The organism is Arthrobacter sp. MW3 TE3886 (assembly GCF_041262145.1).
Lineage (GTDB): Bacteria > Actinomycetota > Actinomycetes > Actinomycetales > Micrococcaceae > Arthrobacter.
Genome location: NZ_JBGCAN010000001.1, coordinates 1,351,703 through 1,375,084, shown reverse-complemented (window position 1 = coordinate 1,375,084; position 23,382 = coordinate 1,351,703). Strand labels below are relative to the sequence as shown.

14 protein-coding genes, 2 rRNA genes and 1 pseudogene are annotated in these 23,382 nt (G+C 67.0%); 12 read left to right on the top strand and 5 right to left on the bottom strand.

Annotated features, from left to right (window positions below; translation table 11 throughout):
• The first annotated feature begins 61 nt into the window (after window positions 1-61).
• From ABH915_RS06295 to ABH915_RS06270, 6 genes are all read left to right on the top strand, one after another.
• Window positions 62-994 carry a dihydrodipicolinate synthase family protein gene (locus ABH915_RS06295; RefSeq protein ID WP_370119029.1) on the top strand — a complete coding sequence of 311 codons (933 nt, stop codon included), beginning with the start codon at window positions 62-64 and terminating at the stop codon, window positions 992-994.
• Window positions 994-1,782, top strand: coding sequence for an SDR family oxidoreductase (locus ABH915_RS06290; protein WP_018774796.1), 789 nt, complete (start codon window positions 994-996; stop codon window positions 1,780-1,782). The genes ABH915_RS06295 and ABH915_RS06290 overlap by 1 nt, the downstream gene beginning before the upstream one ends.
• A gap of 42 nt (window positions 1,783-1,824) precedes the next feature.
• Complete coding sequence (locus ABH915_RS06285) at window positions 1,825-3,297, top strand: aldehyde dehydrogenase family protein (protein WP_370119025.1); 1,473 nt, start codon at window positions 1,825-1,827, stop codon at window positions 3,295-3,297.
• Between the two features lie 6 nt (window positions 3,298-3,303).
• Window positions 3,304-3,633 carry a ferredoxin gene (gene fdxA, locus ABH915_RS06280; protein ID WP_370119022.1) on the top strand — a complete coding sequence of 110 codons (330 nt, stop codon included), beginning with the start codon at window positions 3,304-3,306 and terminating at the stop codon, window positions 3,631-3,633.
• A gap of 192 nt (window positions 3,634-3,825) precedes the next feature.
• The gene (locus ABH915_RS06275; RefSeq protein ID WP_370119019.1) at window positions 3,826-5,034 is read left to right on the top strand and encodes a serine hydrolase domain-containing protein; all 1,209 of its coding nucleotides are present in this window, start codon (window positions 3,826-3,828) and stop codon (window positions 5,032-5,034) included.
• 108 nt (window positions 5,035-5,142) lie between these two features.
• A complete protein-coding gene (locus ABH915_RS06270; protein WP_370119016.1) occupies window positions 5,143-6,108 on the top strand; it encodes an HNH endonuclease in 966 nt (321 codons plus the stop codon).
• A 41-nt stretch (window positions 6,109-6,149) separates the two neighbouring features.
• On the opposite strand, the gene ABH915_RS06265 is transcribed toward ABH915_RS06270, so the two are convergent.
• Window positions 6,150-7,709, bottom strand: coding sequence for a phenylacetate--CoA ligase family protein (locus ABH915_RS06265; protein WP_370119013.1), 1,560 nt, complete (start codon window positions 7,707-7,709; stop codon window positions 6,150-6,152).
• Window positions 7,710-8,068: 359 nt separating this feature from the next.
• Here ABH915_RS06265 and ABH915_RS06260 point away from each other — a divergent pair, with 359 nt between their 5' ends.
• The 6 genes from ABH915_RS06260 to ABH915_RS06235 all read left to right on the top strand — a co-directional run bounded on the left by ABH915_RS06260 (window position 8,069) and on the right by ABH915_RS06235 (window position 18,127).
• Complete coding sequence (locus ABH915_RS06260; protein WP_018774802.1) at window positions 8,069-9,505, top strand: flotillin family protein; 1,437 nt, start codon at window positions 8,069-8,071, stop codon at window positions 9,503-9,505.
• Between the two features lie 65 nt (window positions 9,506-9,570).
• Window positions 9,571-9,810 (top strand): hypothetical protein, encoded by a 240-nt coding sequence (locus ABH915_RS06255; RefSeq protein WP_143264731.1) that lies wholly within the window; start codon window positions 9,571-9,573, stop codon window positions 9,808-9,810.
• A gap of 418 nt (window positions 9,811-10,228) precedes the next feature.
• Window positions 10,229-11,401: a glycosyltransferase family 4 protein gene (locus ABH915_RS06250; RefSeq protein WP_370119009.1), complete on the top strand. Its 1,173-nt coding sequence runs from the start codon at window positions 10,229-10,231 to the stop codon at window positions 11,399-11,401.
• A gap of 189 nt (window positions 11,402-11,590) precedes the next feature.
• The gene (locus ABH915_RS06245; RefSeq protein WP_370119006.1) at window positions 11,591-13,846 is read left to right on the top strand and encodes an EAL domain-containing protein; all 2,256 of its coding nucleotides are present in this window, start codon (window positions 11,591-11,593) and stop codon (window positions 13,844-13,846) included.
• 104 nt (window positions 13,847-13,950) lie between these two features.
• Complete coding sequence (locus tag ABH915_RS06240; protein ID WP_370119004.1) at window positions 13,951-16,086, top strand: putative bifunctional diguanylate cyclase/phosphodiesterase; 2,136 nt, start codon at window positions 13,951-13,953, stop codon at window positions 16,084-16,086.
• 193 nt (window positions 16,087-16,279) lie between these two features.
• On the top strand, window positions 16,280-18,127 hold the full coding sequence (locus ABH915_RS06235) for a putative bifunctional diguanylate cyclase/phosphodiesterase (RefSeq protein ID WP_370119001.1): 1,848 nt from the start codon (window positions 16,280-16,282) through the stop codon (window positions 18,125-18,127).
• Between the two features lie 133 nt (window positions 18,128-18,260).
• Here ABH915_RS06235 and ABH915_RS06230 read toward each other — a convergent pair whose 3' ends face one another.
• The 4 genes and pseudogenes from ABH915_RS06230 to ABH915_RS06215 form a co-directional block, all read right to left on the bottom strand.
• Window positions 18,261-18,560, bottom strand: coding sequence for an excalibur calcium-binding domain-containing protein (locus tag ABH915_RS06230; RefSeq protein WP_370118999.1), 300 nt, complete (start codon window positions 18,558-18,560; stop codon window positions 18,261-18,263).
• A 94-nt stretch (window positions 18,561-18,654) separates the two neighbouring features.
• Window positions 18,655-19,503: pseudogene (locus ABH915_RS06225) on the bottom strand (SDR family NAD(P)-dependent oxidoreductase).
• 275 nt (window positions 19,504-19,778) lie between these two features.
• Window positions 19,779-19,895, bottom strand: a 5S ribosomal RNA gene (gene rrf, locus ABH915_RS06220).
• Between the two features lie 229 nt (window positions 19,896-20,124).
• Window positions 20,125-23,270 (bottom strand): 23S ribosomal RNA (locus ABH915_RS06215).
• Window positions 23,271-23,382: the final 112 nt, after the last annotated feature.

The following is a 23,382-nucleotide window of genomic DNA, read 5'->3' as shown; positions in this document are numbered from 1 at the left end:
GGATCCACCGCCTGATATTCGGCCGCTCGAAGAACAACAAGAGCTTAGAAGGAGAAACCCAATGCGGGAGTCACTGACACCCGGCGTGTGGGGCGTCGTCGCCACACCGTTCCAGGGCAGCACCCTGGATGTCGACACGGACAGCCTGGCCGGACTCGTGGGCTACTACGAGTCGATCGGCGCCACGGGACTCACCGTCCTGGGCGTGTTCGGCGAGGCCGCGGCCCTGACGGCAGCCGAGCGCAGCCTGGTCCTGGAAGTGGTCATGGAGGAAACGCGCCTGCCCCTCGTGGTGGGGGTGACGTCCCTCTTCACCGGCACGGCCGTCGATGAAATCCGTTCCATCCAGGCCGCCACCGGGGACCGGCTGTCGGCGGTCATGGTGCAGGCCAACTCCGCCAACCCCGGTGTGGTCATCGCGCACCTGAACGCCATCCACCAGTCCACCGGCGCCAACGTGGTGCTGCAGGACTACCCGCTGGCCAGCGGCGTCCACATCAGCACCGAGGCGCTCATTTCGGTGGTTCAGGCCTGCGGCTTCGTCACCGCGGTCAAGGCCGAGGCTCCGCCCACCTCCGTGGCGATCGGACACCTCACCGCGGCCCTCGACGTCTCCGTCTTCGGCGGCCTCGGCGGCCAGGGGCTGCTGGACGAGCTCCTTGCCGGTGCCGCCGGGGCGATGACCGGTTTCTCCTACCCGGAAGCGCTCATCGCCTGCGTGCGGGCCTGGCAGAAGGACGGCTACGAGGCCGCCCGCGATGCCCTGCTGCCCTACCTGCCGCTGATCAACTTCGAGCAGCAGGCGAAAATCGCGCTGGCGATCCGCAAGGAATGCCTGCACCAGCGCGGACTCATTGCCGACGCCGGCGTCCGGGCACCGGCCGCGGCCTTCCCGGAGGTTCTCCGGACCGGGCTGCGCACCCACCTGGCCGAGGCCGCGGAGGCCCTGGGGCCGAACCCGGCCGCCGCGCTGAGCACGGCGGGGAGGAACTGATGGATTTCGGAATCAGCGGAAAGACCGCCTTTGTGGCCGCCTCGACCGGCGGCCTGGGCCTCGCCATCGCCCGGGCCCTCGCTGCCGAAGGCGTCCGGGTGGCCATCACCGGCCGGCGCGAAGTCCGCGCCAAGGAGATCGTCGCCGAACTGACGGACGCCTACGGGCCGGGTGCCATCGCCGTCGAAGCGGACCTCAGCACCGCCGAAGGCGTGGCCGCCGCCGTCGAACAGACCGTAGCGGAACTCGGGCCCATCGACATCCTGGTCCTCAACGGTCCCGGGCCGAAGCCCGGCGCGGCCGCCACGCTCGGCGCGGACGACATCGCCGCGGCGTTCGAACAACTCGTCAAACCGCACCACGCCCTGGTCTCGCACATCCTGCCGGGCATGCGGGAACGGCGCTGGGGCCGGATCCTGGCCGTCGGGTCGAGCGGCGTCGTGGCACCGCTGCCGAACCTGGCCGTGTCCAACACCGGCCGCGCGGCGCTGGCCGGCTACCTCAAGACCCTCGCCGCCGAGGTGGCGCTGGACGCCGTCACGGTCAACATGCTCCTCCCCGGACGCATCGCCACGGACCGGGTCGCGGAACTCGACCAGGCCGCCGCCAAGCGGCGCGGCACCACCGCCGAGGAAATCCAGCTCGAATCCCGCAAGACCATCCCCGCCCGCCGCTACGGCGCACCCGAGGAATTCGGCGCCGCCGCGGCGTTCCTCTGCAGCGCGCCGGCCTCCTACATCACCGGCGTGGCACTGCGCTGCGACGGCGGCCTGATTCGCGGGCTGTAGCCCGCCTCCCTTTCCTCCCGTCCTCTCTTCAGAAGGAACCCCATGACTTCCACCGGCACAGACACCTCAACAGCAACAGCCCGGGACCTCATCACCGCCCGGCACCTGATCAACGGCCAATGGCTCGGCGGGGCGGACACCGAGCGGATGAACCCGGCCCGCCCGGGCGAGCTCGCCGCCCTCTCCCCCAGCGGCACCGCAGCCGACGTCGACGCCGCCATCACCGCCGCCGCCGCCGCGCAGCCGGCCTGGGCAGCCCTGCCCGCCCCGTCCCGCGGCGCCATCCTGATGGCCGCCGGGAACCTGCTCCTGGAGCGCCAGAGCGCCATCGCCGAGGACCTCGTCCGGGAAGAGGGCAAGACCCTCGCCGAGGCCAAGGGCGAGGTCAAGCGCGCCTCCGACGTGCTGCGCTACTTCGGGTCCCTCGGCTGGGCTGCCACCGGCGAGGTGCTGCCCAGCGGCCTGCCGGACACCACCATCACCACCCGCCGCGAGGCGCTCGGCGTCGTCGGGCTCATCACGCCGTGGAACTTCCCCATCGCCATCCCGGCCTGGAAGTCCGCCCCGGCACTGATCAGCGGCAACGCCGTGGTCATCAAGCCGGCCGAGCTCACCCCGCTCTCGGCCACGCACCTGGCCCGGGCCCTGCAGGACGCCGGGCTGCCCGCCGGCGTGTTCAACGTGGTCCATGGCAAGGGCCGCGTGGTGGGCGACGCCCTGGCCCGCGACTCCCGCATCGCCGGGTTGTCCTTCACCGGCTCCACCAACGTCGGGCTCGGGCTGCAGGAGATCCTCAACGCCCGCCGCGCCCGGGTCCAGCTGGAAATGGGCGGCAAGAACGGCGTGCTGGTCCTGGACGACGCCGATCCCCGCAAGGCTGCCCAGGTGGTGGCGGCCGGCGCGTTCGGCCTCACCGGCCAGGCCTGCACCGCCACGTCCCGCGTCTACGTCACGCCCGGCATCCGCGCCGCCTTCCTGAAGGCCCTCACCGAGGAAGCCGCGCAGTACACCGCCGGCGACGGCCTCGAGGCCAAGATGGGCGCCGTGGTGAGCAGCCAGCAGTTCGAACAGAACCAGGCCGCGGTGCGCACCGCCGTCGAACGCGGCGCCACGCTGCTGCACGGTGAGTTCGACGGCGGCACGGACGCCGGGTTCCTCTTCCCGGCCGCCATCCTCACGGACCTGCCCTTCGACGACGCCGCCGTGACCGAAGAGATCTTCGGACCCGTGGTGGCCGTCCTCGAGGTCCCGGACTACGAGGCCGGGCTCGCCGCGATCAACGATTCCCGCTACGGCCTGACCGCCGGGATCTGCACCGACTCCCTGGCGTTCTCCACGGACTTCGCCGCCCGCGCCCAGGCCGGGGTCATCAAGGTCAACCGTCCGACGGCGGGCCTGGACCTGAACGTGCCGTTCGGCGGCGTCAAGGATTCCTCCACCAACACGTTCCGCGAACAGGGGAAGTCCGCACTGGACTTCTTCACGTGGGGCAAGACCGTCTACACGGGTGTGTAGCCAGCCATGACGTACGTGATCGCCCAGCCCTGTGTGGATGTCAAGGACAAGGCCTGCATCGACGAATGCCCGGTGGACTGCATCTATGAGGGTGAACGCTCGCTCTACATCCACCCGTCCGAATGCGTGGACTGCGGCGCCTGCGATCCCGTCTGCCCGGTGGAGGCGATCTACTACTCGGACGATGTCCCGGACGAGTGGGCCGACTACGTGCGCGCCAACGTGGAATTCTTCGAGGAACTGGGGTCGCCGCAGGGCGCCTCAGCCCTCGGAAACCTGCACCGCGACCACCCTGTGGTGGCGGGTGCGCCTCTAGGCGACGGCGCCACGGGCTGACTGTCCCTGTCGCCGGCTTGCCGAAAAACGGCCGCCAAGCACAACTGCTTGGCGGCCGTTTTCGTATGATCACGCCCCTTTGGCCCTTGACGGCTGCACCCCGTCTGAGGACCATCACAATCATTAGGACTGTGCCTGGCTGGGGGCATCTTCCTGCCCTGGCTGCACTTCCGACCTGCAAGAAGGACCCTCATGCCGATGGTCTGGATCCGCGCATCATTCCGCCGGCTCACGGCCGCAATCCTCGCCGTCGTGCTCGCCGCCGCCCTCGGCGGCTGCAGCCCCGGGCCGAAACCTCCGGCGCCGGTGTCGCCCGAATCCGGCTACCGGGCCGTGCTCGAACAGTTCAGCAGGAGATTGCTCGACGACGGCGCCTCGGCCGTCCTCATCCAGGTCCGTGTGGGCGGGGACGAGTGGTCCGCGGCCTACGGGGTCCGAAACCTGAACAGCCCGTCCCGGGCCGAGATAACGGACCCGGTGCACATCGGCGGCGTCACCAAGTCCATGGTGGCCGTCTGCGTGCTCAAACTGGCCGAGGAGGGCCGGCTGGAACTGGACGCGCCGGTCAGCACCTACCTGCCGGAGTTCAACAAGGTGATGCACCCGCCGGGGCCGGTCACGGTCCGCCAGCTGCTGCAGCACCGCTCCGGCATGCCGTCCGTGGACGGGCCGCTGTTCGATCCGGCCACGGTGCGGAAAGCCCTAACCACCAAGGTGAGCCTGGCGGATCTGCTGGCCATGGCGGGACGGATCTCCTGGCAGGCGAAGCTGGCCCAGGGATTTGAGTACTCCAACTCGAATTACATTGCCCTGGCGCTGATCGTCGAGCACCTCACCGGCCGGCGGATCGGCGAGGTGATCAGCACCGACATCATCGAGCCGCTGGGCTTGAGCGAGACCTTGATGACGGCGGCCGGCCCGGCGCCGTCGTCCATGGTCCACGGCTACATCGCCCTGGACCGCAAACAACTCGACGTCACCTATCCGGCCGCCCAGATCGACAACGCCGCCGGCGGCATGGTGTCCTCCGTGGCGGACGTGAATACGTTCTACCGCGCGCTGCTGCAGAACAAGCTGCTCAAACCGGCCACGATCACGCAAATGGAAAGCCCGCTCTACGCCCGGTACGGACTCGGCGTGGTCCGCTGGAACGATCTGTGCACCAACGATTTCTACTACGGCCATCCCGGCGACGTGCCCGGCTACGGCACCATCACGATGACCAGCGCGGACGGAACCCGGCAGCTCACCATGGCCGTGGCCTACCCGCCGGAACCGCTCCCCCGCGGCGACACCCACATTCTGCACCAAATGGAGTCCATCGCGGAGGACACCCTCAACGCCACCTGCAAGACCGGGCCCACCGGGCCGCTGAACAATGCCGCAGGCAGTCCGGGCTAACGGCGGCCGCCGGTGTGGCAAACGGCCGCAGTCCTGACAATTGGCCGTAGTCCTGACAATCAACGGGTGCTCTGACCATCAGGCAGAGGGGACTGCGACAATGGGCAGATGACAGCAATCATCCTCGTCTGGAACCCCGACGAATGGAACGATTGGACCTACCCGGCCGTGCTGGAGGAGGTCGCCGAAACCGGCCGGCACCTGGCCAGCTGGGACGTCGGGACTGGTCTCGGCAGCGGACCCGGCAGCGCGGCCGGCGCGGACGCCGCAGGGGCTGCTGCCTCCGGCGCGGACGCGTGGCTGGTGCTCCAGGGCCGCCACGGGTGCGGCCTGATCGGCCACGGCGTTATCGTCTCGGAACGGCCGGCTCCCCGCGCCCAGGCACGGGACTCCGCGAGCGCCGCCCGGGTTGGCGCGCAGGGCGATGCACGGCCCGGCGCACAGCCCGGCGCACAGCCCGCATCCGCGCTCTGCATCCAGGTGGACTTCGACGCCCTCCTGCCCGCCGGCGACCAGATCCCGCCCGGGGTCCTCGCCGAGGCCGTGCCCGGCATCGACTGGGAATCCCTGCACGGCCCCGCGCTGGCTGTCGACTCCGCCGTCGAGCCCCTGCTCCGCGGACTCTGGGGCGAGTTCGGCCCGGTGCCGGCGGACCCCACCCAGCCCGTGCCCGGCACCGTCCCGGCGGCGGCGGTCACCCGGGTCGAAGTCAACAAGTACGAACACAGTCCGGACGCCCGGCGGGTCTGCGTCGCCCACCACGGGACCAGCTGCGCCGCCTGCGGATTCTCGTTTGAAATCGCCTACGGCGAGATCGGCAAGGACTTCATTCCGGTCCACCACCTGGTCCCGGTGTCACAGCTGGGCAGCAGGTATGAACTGGACCCCGTCACAGACCTCGTCCCGCTCTGCGCCAACTGCCACGCCATGGCGCACCACGGGGTGCGGACCCCGCGCAGCGTCGCCGAGCTGCGCCGGATCATGGCCGCCGCCGGGTTCCTGACCGGACAGTCCGTGACCCCGGAGCAGCTCCAGGCCCAGCAGGACGCCCGGCGGATCCTGGAACAGCACTAGCAACACTGTCAGCCCTAACGGCAGCGACAACCGCGGCCAGCTCAGGCGGACCACACCGCGCGGAACTTGCCGCTACGGTCCGGCCGGGGCGGCTCATCGCTAAACCGGACGTCGACGCCGGCGGCGCCCTGGGCCGCGAAGAACGCACCCAGGCGCTCCCCCACCGCCGTCCGCACGGCCGCCGTGGCGGCCTCCGGCCACAGCTCGAGCCGCACGGTGAGCGAGCCCGGCCCGGTGCGGATCGCCTGGAACCGGCGGACACCGGCGGTCTCCTCGATCACCGTGCCCAGCGCCAACGGCAGCACGGTCACCAGTTCGCTGTCCAAGCTTGTCCCGCCAAACCTTGTCCCGTCCAGCTCTGTCCCGTCCAACCCTGTCCCGTCGAACCCTGTCCCTTCCAACCCTGTCCCTTCCAACATTGTCCCGTCGGCGGCAGAGAAGGTCAGCACGTCGCCGCTGCGGCCCTCGACCCGCAGCGTGGGAAACGGGCTGCCGCAGGCGCACGGGCCGGCAGCCAGCTGCACCCGGTCGCCCAGGTTGTAGCGGATCAGCGGCTGGACGCGGTTGGCCAGGTTGGTGACCAGCACTGTATGGGAGAGCTCGCCGGGCGGGACGGGCCGGAAGGCGTCGTCCACCGGCTCCACGATGGTCCAGTCCGCGTTGACGTGCAAGAGTCCCTGCCGGCAGCGGCTGGTCAGGGCGAGCGCCTCCGAGGCAAGGTAGCGCACGCTGACCCGGCAGCCGAGGGCCGCCTCGATCTGGGCCGCGGCGTGGGCCGCCAGGCTCTCCCCGGACGCGACCGCCAGGAGCGGATGGATCCGGAGCCGTCCCGCCTGCTGTTCGGCGGCCAGTTGCACCATGGCGCTCGGATACCCGTAGAGCACGGTCGGCTGGAAGTCGTTGAGGTCCGCCACAAGGTCCGGGAGCGGCCGGAGCACGGAGAATACGCGCACCCGGCGGGCGATGCGGGGGCTGCGCCGCCGCGCGGCCTCGGTCAGCACGACGCCGGCAAAGTGGTCCTCGTCCGCGATCAGCGCCGCGGCCCGCAGCCCCCGGCGCAGGAAAGCCCGCGCCTCCTTAGCCGCCATCAGTGTGCGCCGTCCGCGGATCGGACCCAGGAGACTGGCCACCAGCTGCGAGGCCCGGTCATGGACCAGGACCGCGGGTTCACCGGTGGACCCCGACGTCGTCACCACGAGGTACTGCCCGCGGTAGAGGCTGCCGATCCGCGAGGGGTCATCCAGCAGGTCTTGCTTCAACCCGGCGAGCGTGATGTGGGGATCGGTCACCCAGTCATCGAAGTTCTCCATGAGCTCGCGCTTGCCCACCGGCGGCAGCTCCCCTAAATACGTGGCCAGATCGTTGGCCCGGTCCGGGACTGTGTCCGGGACCGTGTCCGGGACTATGTCCGGGACTGTGTCCGGGACCGTGTCCGGGACTATGTCCGGGACGTCCCGGTACAGCCTGCGGTAGTAAGGCGAGGAGGACCGTGCGCACTCAACCAGCGCGGCGAGCCGGTCCCGTTGCCGGCGGGTGATCGCATCCTGGCTTGCCCGCTCGGCCCGCCAGATGTCCCACGCGATCCCGGTGGTACGGGTCATCCCGAGAGGAGAGCCGAGCATCACCCATCACCCCCTTCACGGGCAGGCACTCCTGGCCCCACCCCGCCCCCGCTCACCCAGGCAGGCTGGCTCGTTCAAACTCTTCCGCGCCCGCACCCTCTTCCACGCTGGCACGGCGGCGGAGGCTCCCAACAGGGGCTTTAGGCACCGGCTGGACATGGGCGCATGACCGGACACCATCGAATTGCTGGACTTCCCGGCCGGAAGCACCACAGACTGTGTACAACAGCTGGCTGGGCGGCGTGGTAATTCCTGCCTCCAGGCCGGCCGGGGACTGCCAGCAGCATCGTTTGGGGCTTTGCTTAATATCTTTTCCACCGCCGTGAAAGGACCTGGTTATGCCGGACTTGTCATTTTTGTATCCGCTCATTTCGATCATCCTGGGGGCGGTCGCCGTCGTCGGCGTCATCTGGGTGGCAACAAAACTGATGTGGAAGGTGGCGGAACCGAACGAGGCCCTCATCATCTCCGGGCTGACGCGCGGCACGCTGGAAACCCGGGAGGGGATGGACTTCAAGATCGTCACCGGCAAGGGGGCCCTGGTGCTGCCGGGCCTGCAGACCGTGCGGCCGCTGTCCCTGACGCTGAACGAAACCGAGCTCAAGGTCTCCTGCGTCACCTCCCAGGGCATCCAGGTGATTGTCGACGGCGTGGTCATCTACAAGATCGGCGATGCCCCGCCGTTCATTGCCAACGCCGCACGGCGGTTCCTGGGCCAGCAGCCCAAGATGGAAAGCCAGGTATACAACGTCTTCGAAGGCCACCTGCGCTCGATTATCGGCAGCATGACGGTCGAGGAAATCATCCGCGAGCGCGACAAGCTGGCCTCCCAGGTCCGCAGCGCCAGCGGCGTCGAAATGGAGAAGCTGGGGCTGGTCGTCGATTCCTTGCAGATCAAGGACCTGCAGGACCCCACCGGCTACATCCAGAACATCGCCAAGCCGCACATCGCCCTGGTCAAGATGGAGGCCCGCATCGCGGAGGCCACCAGGAACCGCGAGGCGGCAGAAAAGGAAGCGGAGGCCGAGGCCATGATCGCCGACGCCCGGAGCGTGTCCGCGATCCGGCAGTCCGAGGCGCAGGCCAATGCAGAGCGCGCCAAGGCGAACGCGGCCCAGGCCGGGCCGCTGGCCGACGCGACGGCCCGCCAGCTGGTGGTGGTCCAGGAAACCGAGGTGGCCAAGCTCGAGGCCGATCGGGAGGAACAGAAACTGCAGACCACCGTCCGCAAGCCCGCCGACGCGAGGGCGTACGCCAAGCGCACCGACGCGGAAGGCCAGAAATCCGCGGACATCAGCGCGGCCGAGGCACTGGCCCGGCGCACCGAGCTCGAGGCCCAGGCCAACGCCCGGCGGACCGAGGTGCAGGCGCAGGCGAACGCGACGGCGGCAGCAGCAGCGGCCGGCGCCACCAAGGTCACCGGCGAGGCCGAGGCCGCCGCCACGAAGGCCCGCGGCGATGCCGCTGCCTCCGCCATCAAAGCCAAGGCACTGGCCGAGGCAGAGGGCATCAAGGCCCGTGCCGAAGCCCTGGGCACCAACCAGGAGGCCGTCATCTCCCAGCAGCTGGCCGAGAACATGCCGGCGATCGTGGCGGCGGCGGCCGAGCCGTTTGCCCACGTCGGCCAGATGACCGTCCTCAACGGCGGTGAAGGGGTTAACCGGATGATCGGCGGTATTTTGGCACAGGTGGGCGACTACCTCCCGGCGCTCTCCACGGCCCTGAAAAACACCCGGGATGGCGGCAAACGGCCCGCGAAGGCGCCCGAGGCGTAGGGGCGCCGTGCGCGCGGAGAGCCGGAGGACCTGATGAACTGGGATTCTGATGTAATGGGGTTCTGATGCATAAGGATGTTGACCGGAGCCTGACCGGAAAGATTGGGCGCGTCACCGGACGGATCGGCCCGGGCACCATTGGCGAGGTCATGCTGCCCGTCCGCGGCGGAACCAGTGCCTTCCACGCCCACCCCTTCGACAAGACCAGCGTTTTCGCCGTCGGCGAGCAGGTCCTGGTCATCTATTTTGAGCCGCCGCAGACGGTGTTTGTGGACGAACTTCCGGATGTCCTCAAGGCCGACTGACCCTCTGGACGGTAGGAGGCGACGGGCGTATTCTGAAGTTCCGTAGCCTCTGGAGGTATTTCTGATGGAAGGCAACAAGCGCGCGCGTTGCGGTCCGGTTTCCGGCATCTGTGCCCGCTTCCCGGTCGGCAACTGGCCCGACCCGCTGTAGCTCGACTTTCGTCATGCCGTCCGGCACCGTTGCTTCGTGGGGTTTGCGCCGTGGACGCATGGCTGCGCTGGCTTGCGCCCATCTGAGGGTGCCCGGTTAGATCCCGGCAATCGCCCGCGTTTCTGCCCGCCCGCCTTTCTGCGCGCCCCGCCTTCCTGCCCGCCCGTGGCGGTTCCCTCCTGAGTTCGCCCACCTGTTTACCCACTCTTCCCCTCCCGGCCACGCCTGCTCCCCCGCGCCGCAAACCGCCGCCCGCACCGTGGAGGGGTGAGGATCGCAATCGTCGCCGAATCATTCCTGCCGCTCATGAACGGGGTCACCCACTCCATCCTGCGCGTGCTGGAGCATCTGCAGGAGCGCGGGGACGAGGTGCTGGTGATCGCGCCGTCCACGCAGGACACGGAGGTAACGGACGAGGTCTACGGCGCCCACGTCCTCCGGCTCCCCTCGGTCCCGCTGGCCGGCTACGCGAACCTGCGGGTGGCGATGGGCGGTGTGTATCGGGTCAAGCGAATCCTTGCCGACTACGCGCCCGACGTCGTGCACCTCGCGTCCCCGTTCGTGCTCGGCTGGCGGGCAGCGCAGGCCGCCCACCAGCTCGGAATCCCCACGGTCGCCATCTACCAGACCGAGGTGCCCGGCTATGCGGGGCGCTACGGTGTCCCGTTTCTGGAGAACTGGGCCTGGAACCGGGTGGAGCAGATCCATCTGCTGGCCTCGCGCACCCTGGTCCCTTCCACTTTCGCGCTCAACCAGCTCCGCGGCCGCGGCATTCCGCGCGTGGATATGTGGCGGCGCGGCGTGGACACGCAGCGGTTCAACCCCGCGAAGCGCGACGCCGGCTGGCGGGCTTCGGTGGCGCCCGGCGGCGAGCGCCTCATCGGCTACGTGGGCCGGCTGGCGGCCGAGAAACAGGTGGAGGATCTGGCGGTGCTGGCGGATGTTCCCGGGACCCGGCTGGTGATCGTCGGCGACGGGCCCCTGCGGCCCGCATTGGAAGCTGCCCTGCCGCAGGCGGTCTTCACCGGGTTCCTTGGCGGCGACCACCTCGCCCGGGCCGTGGCATCCTTCGACCTCTTCGTCCATCCCGGCGAGTTCGAGACCTTCTGCCAGACCATCCAGGAGGCCATGGCGTCCGGGGTGCCGGTGGTGGCCACGGGCCGCGGCGGCCCGCTGGACCTCGTGGAGAACTCACGGACCGGCTGGCTGTATGAGCCCGGCGACCTCGCCGGGCTCCGTGCCCGGGTGGTGGACCTGATGGGCGACGACGCCAAGCGCCGCGCGTTCGCCGCGGCCGCGCACGCCTCGGTCCAGGGCCGGACGTGGTCCGTGCTCGGCGCCGAACTCGTTGGCCATTACAAGGCCGTGATCGGCGAGTCCCGGGTGGGCCGCTCCCCCCGCCTTGCCTTATCCCTAGGGGCTGCCAAACCGGGATTTTAAGCACCCTAAGTGATGGCGCAACTGGCCGTTTGGTCCTCCCACGTGGGCGGGGACCCGGCGCCGCCCACGTGTTGACACCCTCTTGACACCCTCTTGACACCCAAGGGAGGCTTCCGGCGCCTATGATTTCCCGATGGGAGGGTTCTAAATGTCTCGTTGGTTGTCTCAGGTTCGCACGGCGGTAGCCGGGTGACGGCGTCGTCGTACCCGGAGGAAGCGCCCGGCGCAGTCCCCAAGACAGCCTCCAAGACAGTCCCCCAGGAAATTTCCGCCGCGGTCCCGGGCTACGGGGACCTGGTGGAATCCAGCCCCGACGCCTTGCTGGTGGTGGCCGAGGACGGGACCATCAAAATGGTCAACACCGCCGCCGAGCGCATGTTCGGGTATGCCCGCGGGGAACTCGTGGGCGCGGACCACCGCATGCTCCTGGCCGAGGGGTTCCGCAACGGACTCGAGCGGCTGTTCTTCAACCTCCGCCGCGGCGCCCACACCGACGGCGACGCCGCTGCCGGCGAAACTGACACTGACACTGCTCCCGTGGAAGCCTACGGGGTCCGGCGGGACGGTACGGAGTTCCAGGCCGAGGTGGCCGGATCTATTTTCTTCACCGGTACAGGCCCCCGGGACGGGACTGGTAACGGCTCCGCGAGCATGATCGCCGCGGTCCGGGACACCTCGCACCGGCCGGAGAACGATGACAGCCTCCGCGAGGCCATGTCGCTGCTGAGCGCGACGCTCGAATCCACCGCCGACGGCATCCTGGTGGTCAGCAGCGAGGGCGAGATCGCCGGCGTCAACAATCAGTTCGTCACCATGTGGGGCATCCCGCGGGAAATGCTGGCCACCGGGGAGGACGAGGCGGTCATGGCCTTCGTCCTGGACCAGTTGCGGGATCCGGCCCAGTTCGTCGAGAAGGTCGAGGCCCTCTACGCCGATCCCGCGGCGGAAAGCCACGACATCCTGGAATTCCGCGACGGCCGGACCTTTGAACGGTATTCCCGCCCGCAGAAAGTCGCGGACCAGGTGGTCGGACGGGTGTGGAGCTTCCGGGATGTGACCGCGGCCAAGGTGGCCCAGGACCGGATCACCCGGGCCATGGCAGACCTCGCCGCACAGTCCGCCCAGCTGAAGGCGCTGGCGTTCCGGGACGGATTGACCGGGCTGTCCAACCGCCAGCTGTTCAACGACCGCCTCGCCAGCGCCCTGGCGGACCGGCACGGCGGCGCCGTCGACGTCCTGCTCCTGGACCTGGACGACTTCAAGGAAGTCAACGACATCCTTGGCCACCATGCCGGGGACCAGATGCTCATTGAGGTCGGCCGGCGCCTGCGCGCGTGCGTGCGCCCGAGCGACATCGTGGCCCGGCTGGGCGGCGACGAGTTCGTGGTGCTCCTGCTCGACTCGCTGGAGCCCGAGGCGGTCGCAGCCCGGATTGTCGACTCGCTGCGCCTCCCGGTGTGGATCGACGGCACCATGCTCCGGCCCAGCCTCAGCCTGGGGCTCGCCTCGATCGGCGAGGCCGCCGTCGACGCCTCCGAGCTCCTGCGCCGTGCCGACGTCGCGATGTACGCCGCGAAGGCCGCCGGGAAGAACCGGTACCTGCGCTTCAAGCCGGAGATGATGAAGGCCCTCGTGGACCGGAACGACCTTGAGGCCGGCCTGCGGCACGCCGTGGACAACGGCCAGATCGCCGTCCACTACCAGCCGATCGTCTCCGCGGGCAGCGGGACCGTGACCAAGGTCGAGGCCCTGGCCCGCTGGGTGCGCGACGGCGCGCTCGTTCCGCCCAAGCATTTCATTCCGGCGGCGGAACGCAGCGGCCTCATTGTCGAGATCGGCACCGAGGTGCTGCTGCGCGGCTGCACCGAGCTCAAGCCCTGGCTGGACCAGGACTCCTCCCGGTCCCTGGCCGTAAACGTCTCCGGTGTCCAGCTGCAGCACGGGGACTTCGCCGAGCTGGTCCTGGCCGTGACGGAATCCTGCGGCGTGGACCCGCGCCAGCTGGTCCTGGAGGTCACGGAGAGCGTCTTCTTCGAGGACGACTGCCATGTGATCCAGCAGCTCATGACCCTGCGCGCGGCCGGCGCCCGGGTGGCGCTGGACGACTTCGGCACCGGGTTCTCCTCCCTGGGACGCCTGCAGGGCCTGCCCGTGGACACGCTGAAGATCGACCAGTCCTTTGTGTCCATGATCAACTCCGGCACCGAGCAGCTGCCCATCCTGAACGCCATGATCGGGATGGCCCACGGGCTGGGGCTGACCGTCACCGCGGAGGGCGTGGAAACAGCGGCCCAGGCCGGCTACCTGATGAGGCTGCACTGCGATTCCCTGCAGGGTTTCCTGTTCTCGGGCCCCCAGCCGGAGGCCACGCTCCAGCCCGCGCTGGACCGCGCGGCCCTGGCCATCGCCGCGTTGCGGGGCGAACGGGTGCCCGGCAACCGGTGACCCGCAAAGTTCCATGGCCGATGTGCTGGACACGGGGCCGAAGGACCCTATGATTCAGTGAAACGCATTGCTCCGGGCACCTCGGCCGGGAGCATCATCGCTCTATGAACTTCCGTCGCTTGGGGGCCGGTATCGTCGTGGGAACTGGATTTGGTGAAGACCTGCTGGAGCAGGGTCCTGATGCGTTTCTGCTGCTGACCGCGGACGGGACCATCGCCTTCGTGAATTCGGCCGCGGAACGGCTGTTCGGCTACCCCCGCGAGGAACTCCTCGGCGTTCAGCACACCATCCTGCTCTCGGAGGAAGCCCGCGGCGGCTTCCTGCGGGTCTTTGGCCGGCTGGGACGCAAAAGCCCGGCCGGCAGCCGGCCGTTCGCCGCCGCCGGAATCCACCGGGACGGCTCGGACCTCGCCCTGGAGATCACGTGCTCGTTGGTGAGCGTCGACGGCGGCACGGCCATGGCGGTAGCCGTCCGGGACGCCGAGCACCGCAACGACCCCGATTCCGGCCGGCGGCTGGCCCTTTCCCTCGTGGACGCCACGCTGGAATCGACGTCGGACGGCATCGTCGTGCTCTCCAGCGAAGGCCAAATCACCGGGATCAACGACCAGTACCTGAAGCTGTGGGGCATGCCGCCGGAACTGATCGCGGCCGAGGACCCCTCTGCGCTGGTGCGGTTCATCGCGGACCAGCTGGTGGATCCCGACGCCTTCCTGCAGAAGGTTGAAGCGCTCTACGCGGACAGCCTGATGCAGAGCCACGACGTCCTCGAGTTCGCCGACGGCCGCACCGTGGAGCTGTACTCGCGCCCGCAGAAGGTGGCGGACGCGATCGTCGGACGGATCTGGAACTTCCGGGACATCACCTCGCGCCGGCGCGCCCAGGACCAGGCCCGCCGCGCCATGGACGAACTGGCCGAGCAGGCCGGCAAGCTCAAGGAACTCGCGTTTCAGGACCCGCTCACCGGGCTGGCCAACCGGATGCTCTTCAACGAACGGGCCGCCGCGGCACTGCTGACCCCGGAACCGGTGCACGTGCTGCTCCTGGACCTGGATGACTTCAAGGAAGTCAACGACGTCCTGGGCCACCATGCCGGTGACGAGATGCTGGTCGAGATTTCCCGCCGGCTCCAGAACTGTGTGGGTCCGCACGGCACCGTTGCCCGGCTGGGCGGGGACGAGTTTGTGGTCCTGCTGGTCGGCTGTAGGGACGCCGACACCGTGGCCCAGCGCGTGGTCAGCACCCTGAACGCCCCGGTGTCCATCGAGGGAACGCTCATGCGGCCCGGCCTCAGCCTGGGCGTGGCCTCGCGCGACGCCGGCACGGAGACGTCGTCGGAGCTGCTCCGGCAGGCGGACCTGGCCATGTACGCGGCCAAGGAGGCCGGGAAGAACTGCTATGTGCACTTCAGGCCCGAGATGCTGGCCGCGCTGCTGGAGCGCACCCAGCTCACGGCCGGGTTGCGGCGGGCGGTGGAGCTGGGGCAGATCACCGTGCACTACCAGCCCGTCATCTCCAGTGACCGGCTCGAGGTGGTGCAGTTTGAGGCCCTGGCCCGCTGGGAGTGGGACGGCGAGCTGATTCCGCCGGACGAGTTCATCGAGACCGCCGAACGCAGCGGCCTGATCCGGGAAATCGGCGCCGAGGTGCTCAGGCGCAGCTGCACCGAGCTCGCCCCGTGGCTTGGGGAGGACCCGTTCCGGAGCGTGGCCGTCAACGTCTCCGGCGTGCAGCTGCAGCACCGTGACTTCGCCGAGCGCGTCCTGGATATTGCGGCGTGGAGCGGCGTGGACCCGCGCCAGCTGGTACTGGAGGTGACCGAGAGCGTGTTCTTCGACGCCCACTCCCACGTCATTGGCCAGCTCGAAACCCTGCGCCAGGCCGGCATCCGGGTGGCCCTGGACGACTTCGGGACCGGCTATTCCTCGCTGGGCCGCCTGCAGGACCTGCCGGTGGATGTGGTGAAGATCGACAAGTCCTTCGTGTCGATGCTGCAGACCGGGGTCGAAAAGCTGCCCATCCTCACCTCCATGATCCACATGGCCCGAAGCCTGGGGCTGAAGGTCACGGCCGAGGGCATCGAGACACCGGCGCAGGCACGCTACCTCATGGACCACGGCTGCGACGCCCTGCAGGGCTTCCTCTTCTCCCGCCCGGAACCCGGGGCGGCCAGGCAGCGCGCCATGCGGAACTCCGCGGCGGCCATCGCTGACCTCGAGGGCGTGCCGCTGCCCGGGTAGCCGGGCTGGTGCCGGCGCTGCCAGGAGGGATGCGCTTTGCGCGGCGGCCGGCGCGTTCGACACATTCGGGTGCGGCATGATGCCCATCACGTCCGGAGAACCCGCACCGCATATGATTCAGTCAGCGCAGCGCGCCTGCTCTCCGCAAGGTGCCCGCTATTCGTAATTCTTCGCCGGGGGGCTGTTAGACATCGTGGAAGCTGGTTTCGCACAACAACTGCTGGAGTACAGCCCGGACGCGCTTTTGCTGGTCGGTCAGGACGGAGCCATTTCCTTCCTCAATGCGGCCGCGGAACGTCTCTTCGGCTACCCCCGGGCGCAGCTGCTCGGCGCGGACCACAGCATGCTCCTGGCCGAGGCCTCGCGGGAGGAATTCCACGGCGTCCTGGCCGGACTGGGCACGGCCGCAAGCCCTGGTTCGCCGTTCCCTGGTTCCCCGTCCGCCAGCTCCGAGTTCGCCGGCTCCCCGTTCGCCGGCTCGGGCCGCCGCGCGGACGGCACCGAACTCCCGGTCGAAATCACGTGCTCGCTGGTCCCCGCCCCGGCCGGGGCGGCCGACGCCGGAACGTCCGTGGCCCTCTCCATCCGCGGCGCCGCCGGAGGGAACCCGGGCGCCGGCAGCGCCGGCCGTTCCCTCAGCGGCGACTTTGCCCGCCGTCGTACTTCCGGTTCAGCGGGAGCTTCTCTTTCCGGAGGTCCAGCGGCTGCCGCTCCCGCAGCGTTTGCCGAGCACGACGACGAACTCAAAGCGGGCTCGCTCCGCGACCCGTTGACGGCGCTGCCCAACGGCCCCCTCTTCAACGAACGGCTCGCCGCGGCCCTGCGCCGCCCGGATCCGGTGGACATCCTGCTGCTGAACCTCGATGACTTCCGGCACCTCAATGACGTGCTGGGACGCTCCGCGGCCGATGAGCTGCTGGTGGAGGTTGCGAGCAGGCTGCGCAACTGCGTCCGCCCGCATGACACCGTGGCCCGGCTCGGCGGCGACGAGTTCGCGGTGCTGCTCACCGAGTGCCTGAACGCGGACGCGGTGGCCAAGCGGATCGCCGAGTCCCTCTACGCGCCCCTGCGGGTGGGCGGCTCCATGATCCGCCCCGGCGTGAGCATGGGCCTGGCGTCGAAGTCCGGGCAGACGCTGGACGGGGCGGAACTGCTGCGGCAAGCCGACGCCGCCATGACCGCGGCGAAGGCCGCCGGGAAGAACACCTGGCGGCGGTTCCGGCCGGAGATGCTGAACACCGCGGCCCACAAGGCCGACGGCGATTCCGGGCTCCGGCGCGCCGTCGAACTGGGCCAGATCTCGGTGCACTACCAGCCCGTGGTCTCGCCCGGCATCGGTTCGGTGGTGCAGTTCGAGGCGTTCGCGCGGTGGGAACGGCACGGCCGGCTGGTGCCGCCGAACCAGTTCCTGCCCGTCGCGGAGCAGAGCGGCCTGATCCGCGAGATCGGCGATGAAGTCCTGCGCCGCGCCTGCGCCGAGATCCGGCCGTGGCTGGCCGGTGACCCTGCCTACAGCGTCGCCGTGAACGTCTCGGGCCTGCAGTTCCAGCACCGGGATTTCGCCGCGGACGTGCTCGCGATTGCCTCGTCCACGGGCGTTGACCCGCGCCAGCTCACCCTTGAGCTGACGGAGAGCGTGTTCTTCGATGCCTCCTCGGACGTGCTGGGCCAGCTGCGGCAGCTGCGCGGTGCCGGCGTCCGGATTGCCATGGACGACTTCGGCACTGGCTATTCCACGCTCGGCCGGCTCCAGGAACTGCCCCTGGACAAGGTCAAGATCGACCGCTCCTTCGTGGCCATGATCAAGACCGGCCAGGAACAGCTCCCGTTCTTCGCCACCATGATCAGCGCCGCGCATGCCCTCGGCCTGAAAGTCACGGCGGAAGGCATCGAGACGCCCGCGCAGGCCAAGTACCTGATGGACCGTGGCTGCGATTCCCTGCAGGGCTACCTGTTCGCCAAGCCGGCCCCCGCCAGCCACCTGGCCGGGACCATGGAGAGTGCCCTGAACGCCCTGGACAAGGTCGACGCCGCGCGGTAGGCGCGCGGCACCCTCAGTCGACGCCTACGGCGCCCCATCGATGCCGCACGCCGCCATTGGACGCAAACGGCCGCTAAGCAGCATGGCTTAGCGGCCGTTCTTGGCATTTCGTTTGACGTAACGGCTCCCGGGCCTAGCGCTTTTCGCAGGCGATGCCGTCGTTGTCACGGTCCAGGTCGTACTCGCCCCAGTGCCGCGCACCGCCGTCGTTGTAGCTGTACAGGGTGTTGTCGACGCGGAACGTGGTGACCGGCTTTCCGATGGTCTTGTCGCGGGCGCCCTTCTTGCCGACGCCGTGCGGGTAGACCTTGTTCAGCTCCGTGCAGTTCTTGTACGACTTCGGCGCGGGCGCGGCGGATGCCGGCACGGCCGTAGCGCTCAGGACGACGGCGGAAGCCGCCAGGGACGCGATAAGCAATTTCTTCAGGCGCACGTTTAAGAGCACTCCCCCAGGTAGAAGCCCTCGGCCGCGGATCGGCGAGGGGCAGGAAAATGCTAACCCACGATTTCGGCATTTCAGGTGAGGCTCAGGGGCGGGGGTCCAGCTTGTCGAGGTCCTGGGCCACCATCGCCTCGCTGCGCTGCCACAGCGCCTTGGCCAGACCCGCGTCGTAGGCCTGCCTGTTGGCCTTGGAGAGCGTCCGTTTGGCGTAGTAGGCGCCGGAGATCCAGTCGTGGCCCGGGGTGGCGTTGGCGAGCCACACAAGGGTGTCCGCGCCCTGGTCAGGGGTCAGCATGAAGCGCTTGAGGAAGGATTTGTAGGCCAGGCGCATGGGGCTCGTGGACTCGGCCGCGAAGTTGGTGGCCACGCCGCCGGGGTGGAACGCCGCCGTGGAGATCCCCTCGGTGTTGTAGCGGTTGTGCAGTTCGGTGGTGAAGAGGATGTTGGCGAGCTTGGCGTTGCCGTAGGCGCGGTTGGTTGACTAGCTCGTGGCCGCGTCGAGGTCGTCGATGTCGAACTTGGCGAAGACCGAATTCGCGACGCTCGAGGTGTTGATGACGGTGGCCTGGCTGGCGGTCAGCACCTCAATCAGCTCGGTGGTGAGCAGGAACGGGGCCAGGTGGTTGACCTGGAAGGTCTTCTCGTGGCCGTCCACGGTGAGCTCGCGGGGTCCCATGATGCCGCCGGCGTTGTTCGCCAGAACGTCGATCCGCGGGTACTCTTCCTTCAGCTGCGCGGCCAGGGTCCGCACCTGGGCGAGGTCGGCGAAGTCGCTGACAAAGAAATCGGCGCCGATTTCGTTCGCGATCGCCTCGGTCTTCTGCGCGGAACGCCCGACGACGACCACACGTTCCCCCTGCCGGGCGAAGGTCCGCGCGGCGGACGCACCGATGCCGTCGCTGGCTCCGGTGATGACGATAGTGCGCTCGGGCATTGAGGTGTCCTTAGAACGAAGCGATGGGCTGGTCTTTTGGAATCAAGCCCCGTCGAATTCTAACGAGTGCAACTGGGAGTTCGTTCCGGGCGTGCCGGTCCTTTGCCGGGAATGCACTGGGAGTTTCCTGTTCCCTGCCGTGCCCGGCCCCGGGTCTGGCGGGCGGTCGATCTCCCGAGGCCGGGCCGCCGGGAGCGCCGGGCCCGAGCCCGGAAAGGGGGGTTAAATGCGGGAGGACCCCAACCTGGTGGTTGGGGTCCTCGACCTGAATGGTGTTCCGGCGGTGACCTACTCTCCCACACCCTCCCGGGTGCAGTACCATCGGCGCTGTGGGTCTTAGCTTCCGGGTTCGGGATGGGACCGGGCGTTTCCCCCACGCTATGACCGCCGTAACCCTTGCTCCGCCACGCACCCGTGTGTTGGGGGTGGGGAAAACTAGTGGTTACAACATGTTCGCTGCGGCGTGTGGCCGCAGGTGTGGTGTTGTTATTTGGTTGTGGTTTTGTTCCTCAAGCAACGGGTTTGTTGTTTGGGAACCACATAGTGGACGCAAGCAGTCTTGTTTCTTTGTACCACCCCTGGGTGCAAACCCCTTTTGAAGGTGGGTTTGCGGGGTGGTGTGTGGTGTAAGTTATCGGCCTATTAGTACCGGTCAGCTTCACGAGTCGTTAGTCCTCGCTTCCACATCCGGCCTATCAACCCAGTGGTCTGGCTGGGGGCCTCTCACACACAAGGTGTATGGAAATCTCATCTCGAAGCGAGCTTCCCGCTTAGATGCTTTCAGCGGTTATCCCATCCGAACGTAGCTAATCAGCGGTGCACTTGGCAGTACAACTGACACACCAGAGGTTCGTCCGTCCCGGTCCTCTCGTACTAAGGACAGCCCTTCTCAAATTTCCTGCGCGCGCAGCGGATAGGGACCGAACTGTCTCACGACGTTCTAAACCCAGCTCGCGTACCGCTTTAATGGGCGAACAGCCCAACCCTTGGGACCTACTCCAGCCCCAGGATGCGACGAGCCGACATCGAGGTGCCAAACCATGCCGTCGATATGGACTCTTGGGCAAGATCAGCCTGTTATCCCCGAGGTACCTTTTATCCGTTGAGCGACGGCCATTCCACAATGTACCGCCGGATCACTAGTCCCGACTTTCGTCCCTGCTCGAGATGTCTCTCTCACAGTCAAGCTCCCTTGTGCACTTACACTCGACACCTGATTGCCAACCAGGCTGAGGGAACCTTTGGGCGCCTCCGTTACTTTTTAGGAGGCAACCGCCCCAGTTAAACTACCCATCAGGCACTGTCCCTGACCCGGATTACGGGCCGAAGTTAGATGTCCAAAGTGACCAGAGTGGTATTTCAACGATGACTCCACCCGAACTGGCGTCCGGGCTTCAACGTCTCCCACCTATCCTACACAAGCCACTCCGAACACCAATACCAAACTATAGTAAAGGTCTCGGGGTCTTTCCGTCCTGCTGCGCGTAACGAGCATCTTTACTCGTACTGCAATTTCGCCGAGTTTATGGTTGAGACAGCGGGGAAGTCGTTACTCCATTCGTGCAGGTCGGAACTTACCCGACAAGGAATTTCGCTACCTTAGGATGGTTATAGTTACCACCGCCGTTTACTGGGGCTTAAATTCTCAGCTTCGCCTTGCGGCTAACCGGTCCTCTTAACCTTCCAGCACCGGGCAGGAGTCAGTCCGTATACATCGTCTTGCGACTTCGCACGGACCTGTGTTTTTAGTAAACAGTCGCTTCCCCCTGGTCTCTGCGGCCCCGATCCCCTCCCACCAGCAAGTGGTGTTCAAGGTTGGGGCCCCCCTTCTCCCGAAGTTACGGGGGCATTTTGCCGAGTTCCTTAACCATAATTCTCTCGATCGCCTTAGTATTCTCTACCTGATCACCTGTGTCGGTTTGGGGTACGGGCGGCTAAAACCTCGCGTCGATGCTTTTCTCGGCAGCATAGGATCACCGAATCCCCCCATACGGGGGTCCCGTCAGATCTCAGGCATCATGAACGGCGGATTTGCCTACCGTTCGCCCTACATCCTTAGACCGGGACAACCATCGCCCGGCTCGGCTACCTTCCTGCGTCACACCTGTTAATACGCTTGCCTCCCAGGATCAGGTCCCGCGCTCCACCAAAACCCTTCCACCACAAGGGCGGTCAGGCAGGTTTCGGGCGGTTAGTATCCCCTGTTCAGCATGGGCGGTTTTTCGCCGGTACGGGAATATCAACCCGTTGTCCATCGACTACGCCTGTCGGCCTCGCCTTAGGTCCCGACTTACCCAGGGCAGATTAGCTTGACCCTGGAACCCTTGATCATCCGGCGGACGGGTTTCTCACCCGTCTTTCGCTACTCATGCCTGCATTCTCACTCGTGTAGGCTCCACCGCTGGTTTCCACCGCGACTTCACTGCCCACACGACGCTCCCCTACCACTCCAGACGCCTGAACCAACCCCACAAGGGAGCGGCTGGGCTATTGTCTGAAATCCACAACTTCGGCGGTGTACTTGAGCCCCGCTACATTGTCGGCGCGGAATCACTTGACCAGTGAGCTATTACGCACTCTTTTAAGGATGGCTGCTTCTAAGCCAACCTCCTGGTTGTCTTCGCAACTCCACATCCTTTCCCACTTAGCACACGCTTAGGGGCCTTAGTTGGTGGTCTGGGCTGTTTCCCTCTCGACTATGAAGCTTATCCCCCACAGTCTCACTGCTGCGCTCTCACTTACCGGCATTCGGAGTTTGGCTGACGTCAGTAACCTTGTAGGGCCCATTAGCCATCCAGTAGCTCTACCTCCGGTAAGAAACACGCAACGCTGCACCTAAATGCATTTCGGGGAGAACCAGCTATCACGAAGTTTGATTGGCCTTTCACCCCTACCCACAGCTCATCCCCTCCATTTTCAACTGAAGTGGGTTCGGTCCTCCACGACGTCTTACCGTCGCTTCAACCTGGCCATGGGTAGATCACTTCGCTTCGGGTCTAGATCACGCCACTGCAACGCCCTATTCAGACTCGCTTTCGCTACGGCTTCCCCACACGGGTTAACCTCGCGACGTAACACTAACTCGCAGGCTCATTCTTCAAAAGGCACGCCGTCACCCCAACACAGCAAGCTGCGGAGGCTCCGACGGATTGTAAGCACACGGTTTCAGGTACTGTTTCACTCCCCTCCCGGGGTACTTTTCACCTTTCCCTCACGGTACTGGTCCGCTATCGGTCATTAGGGAGTATTTAGGCTTATCAGGTGGTCCTGACAGATTCGCACGGGATTTCTCGGGCCCCGTGCTACTTGGGATACTTCACCAGGCGGTGCACAACATTTCGGTTACGGGGCTCACACCCTCTACGGCCGGCCTTTCAAGACCGTTCACCTATGCCAGCACTCTCACCTTCCCAGCCCGGCAGAGCTGGAGTGGGAAGTCCCACAACCCCGACCATGCAACGCCCGCCGGCTATCACACATGGAACGGTTTAGCCTGATCCGCGTTCGCTCGCCACTACTGACGGAATCACTATTGTTTTCTCTTCCTGCGGGTACTGAGATGTTTCACTTCCCCGCGTTCCCTCCACGCACCCTATGTGTTCAGATGCGGGTCACCAGGCAGCTCGCGCCCCTGGCGGGGTTTCCCCATTCGGACACCCTGGGATCACAGTCCGGTTATCGACTCCCCCAGGCTTATCGCAGATTCCTACGTCCTTCTTCGGCTCCTAATGCCAAGGCATCCACCGTGTGCTCTTAAAAACTTGACCACAAAAGATCAAGGAGTAATTTTCGAGAGAACCACAGAAACCACACCATCACCACAGCAACACCCAAAAGGCACCACCGGAGCAACAGCACAGATCCAGGTTCATATTCTTG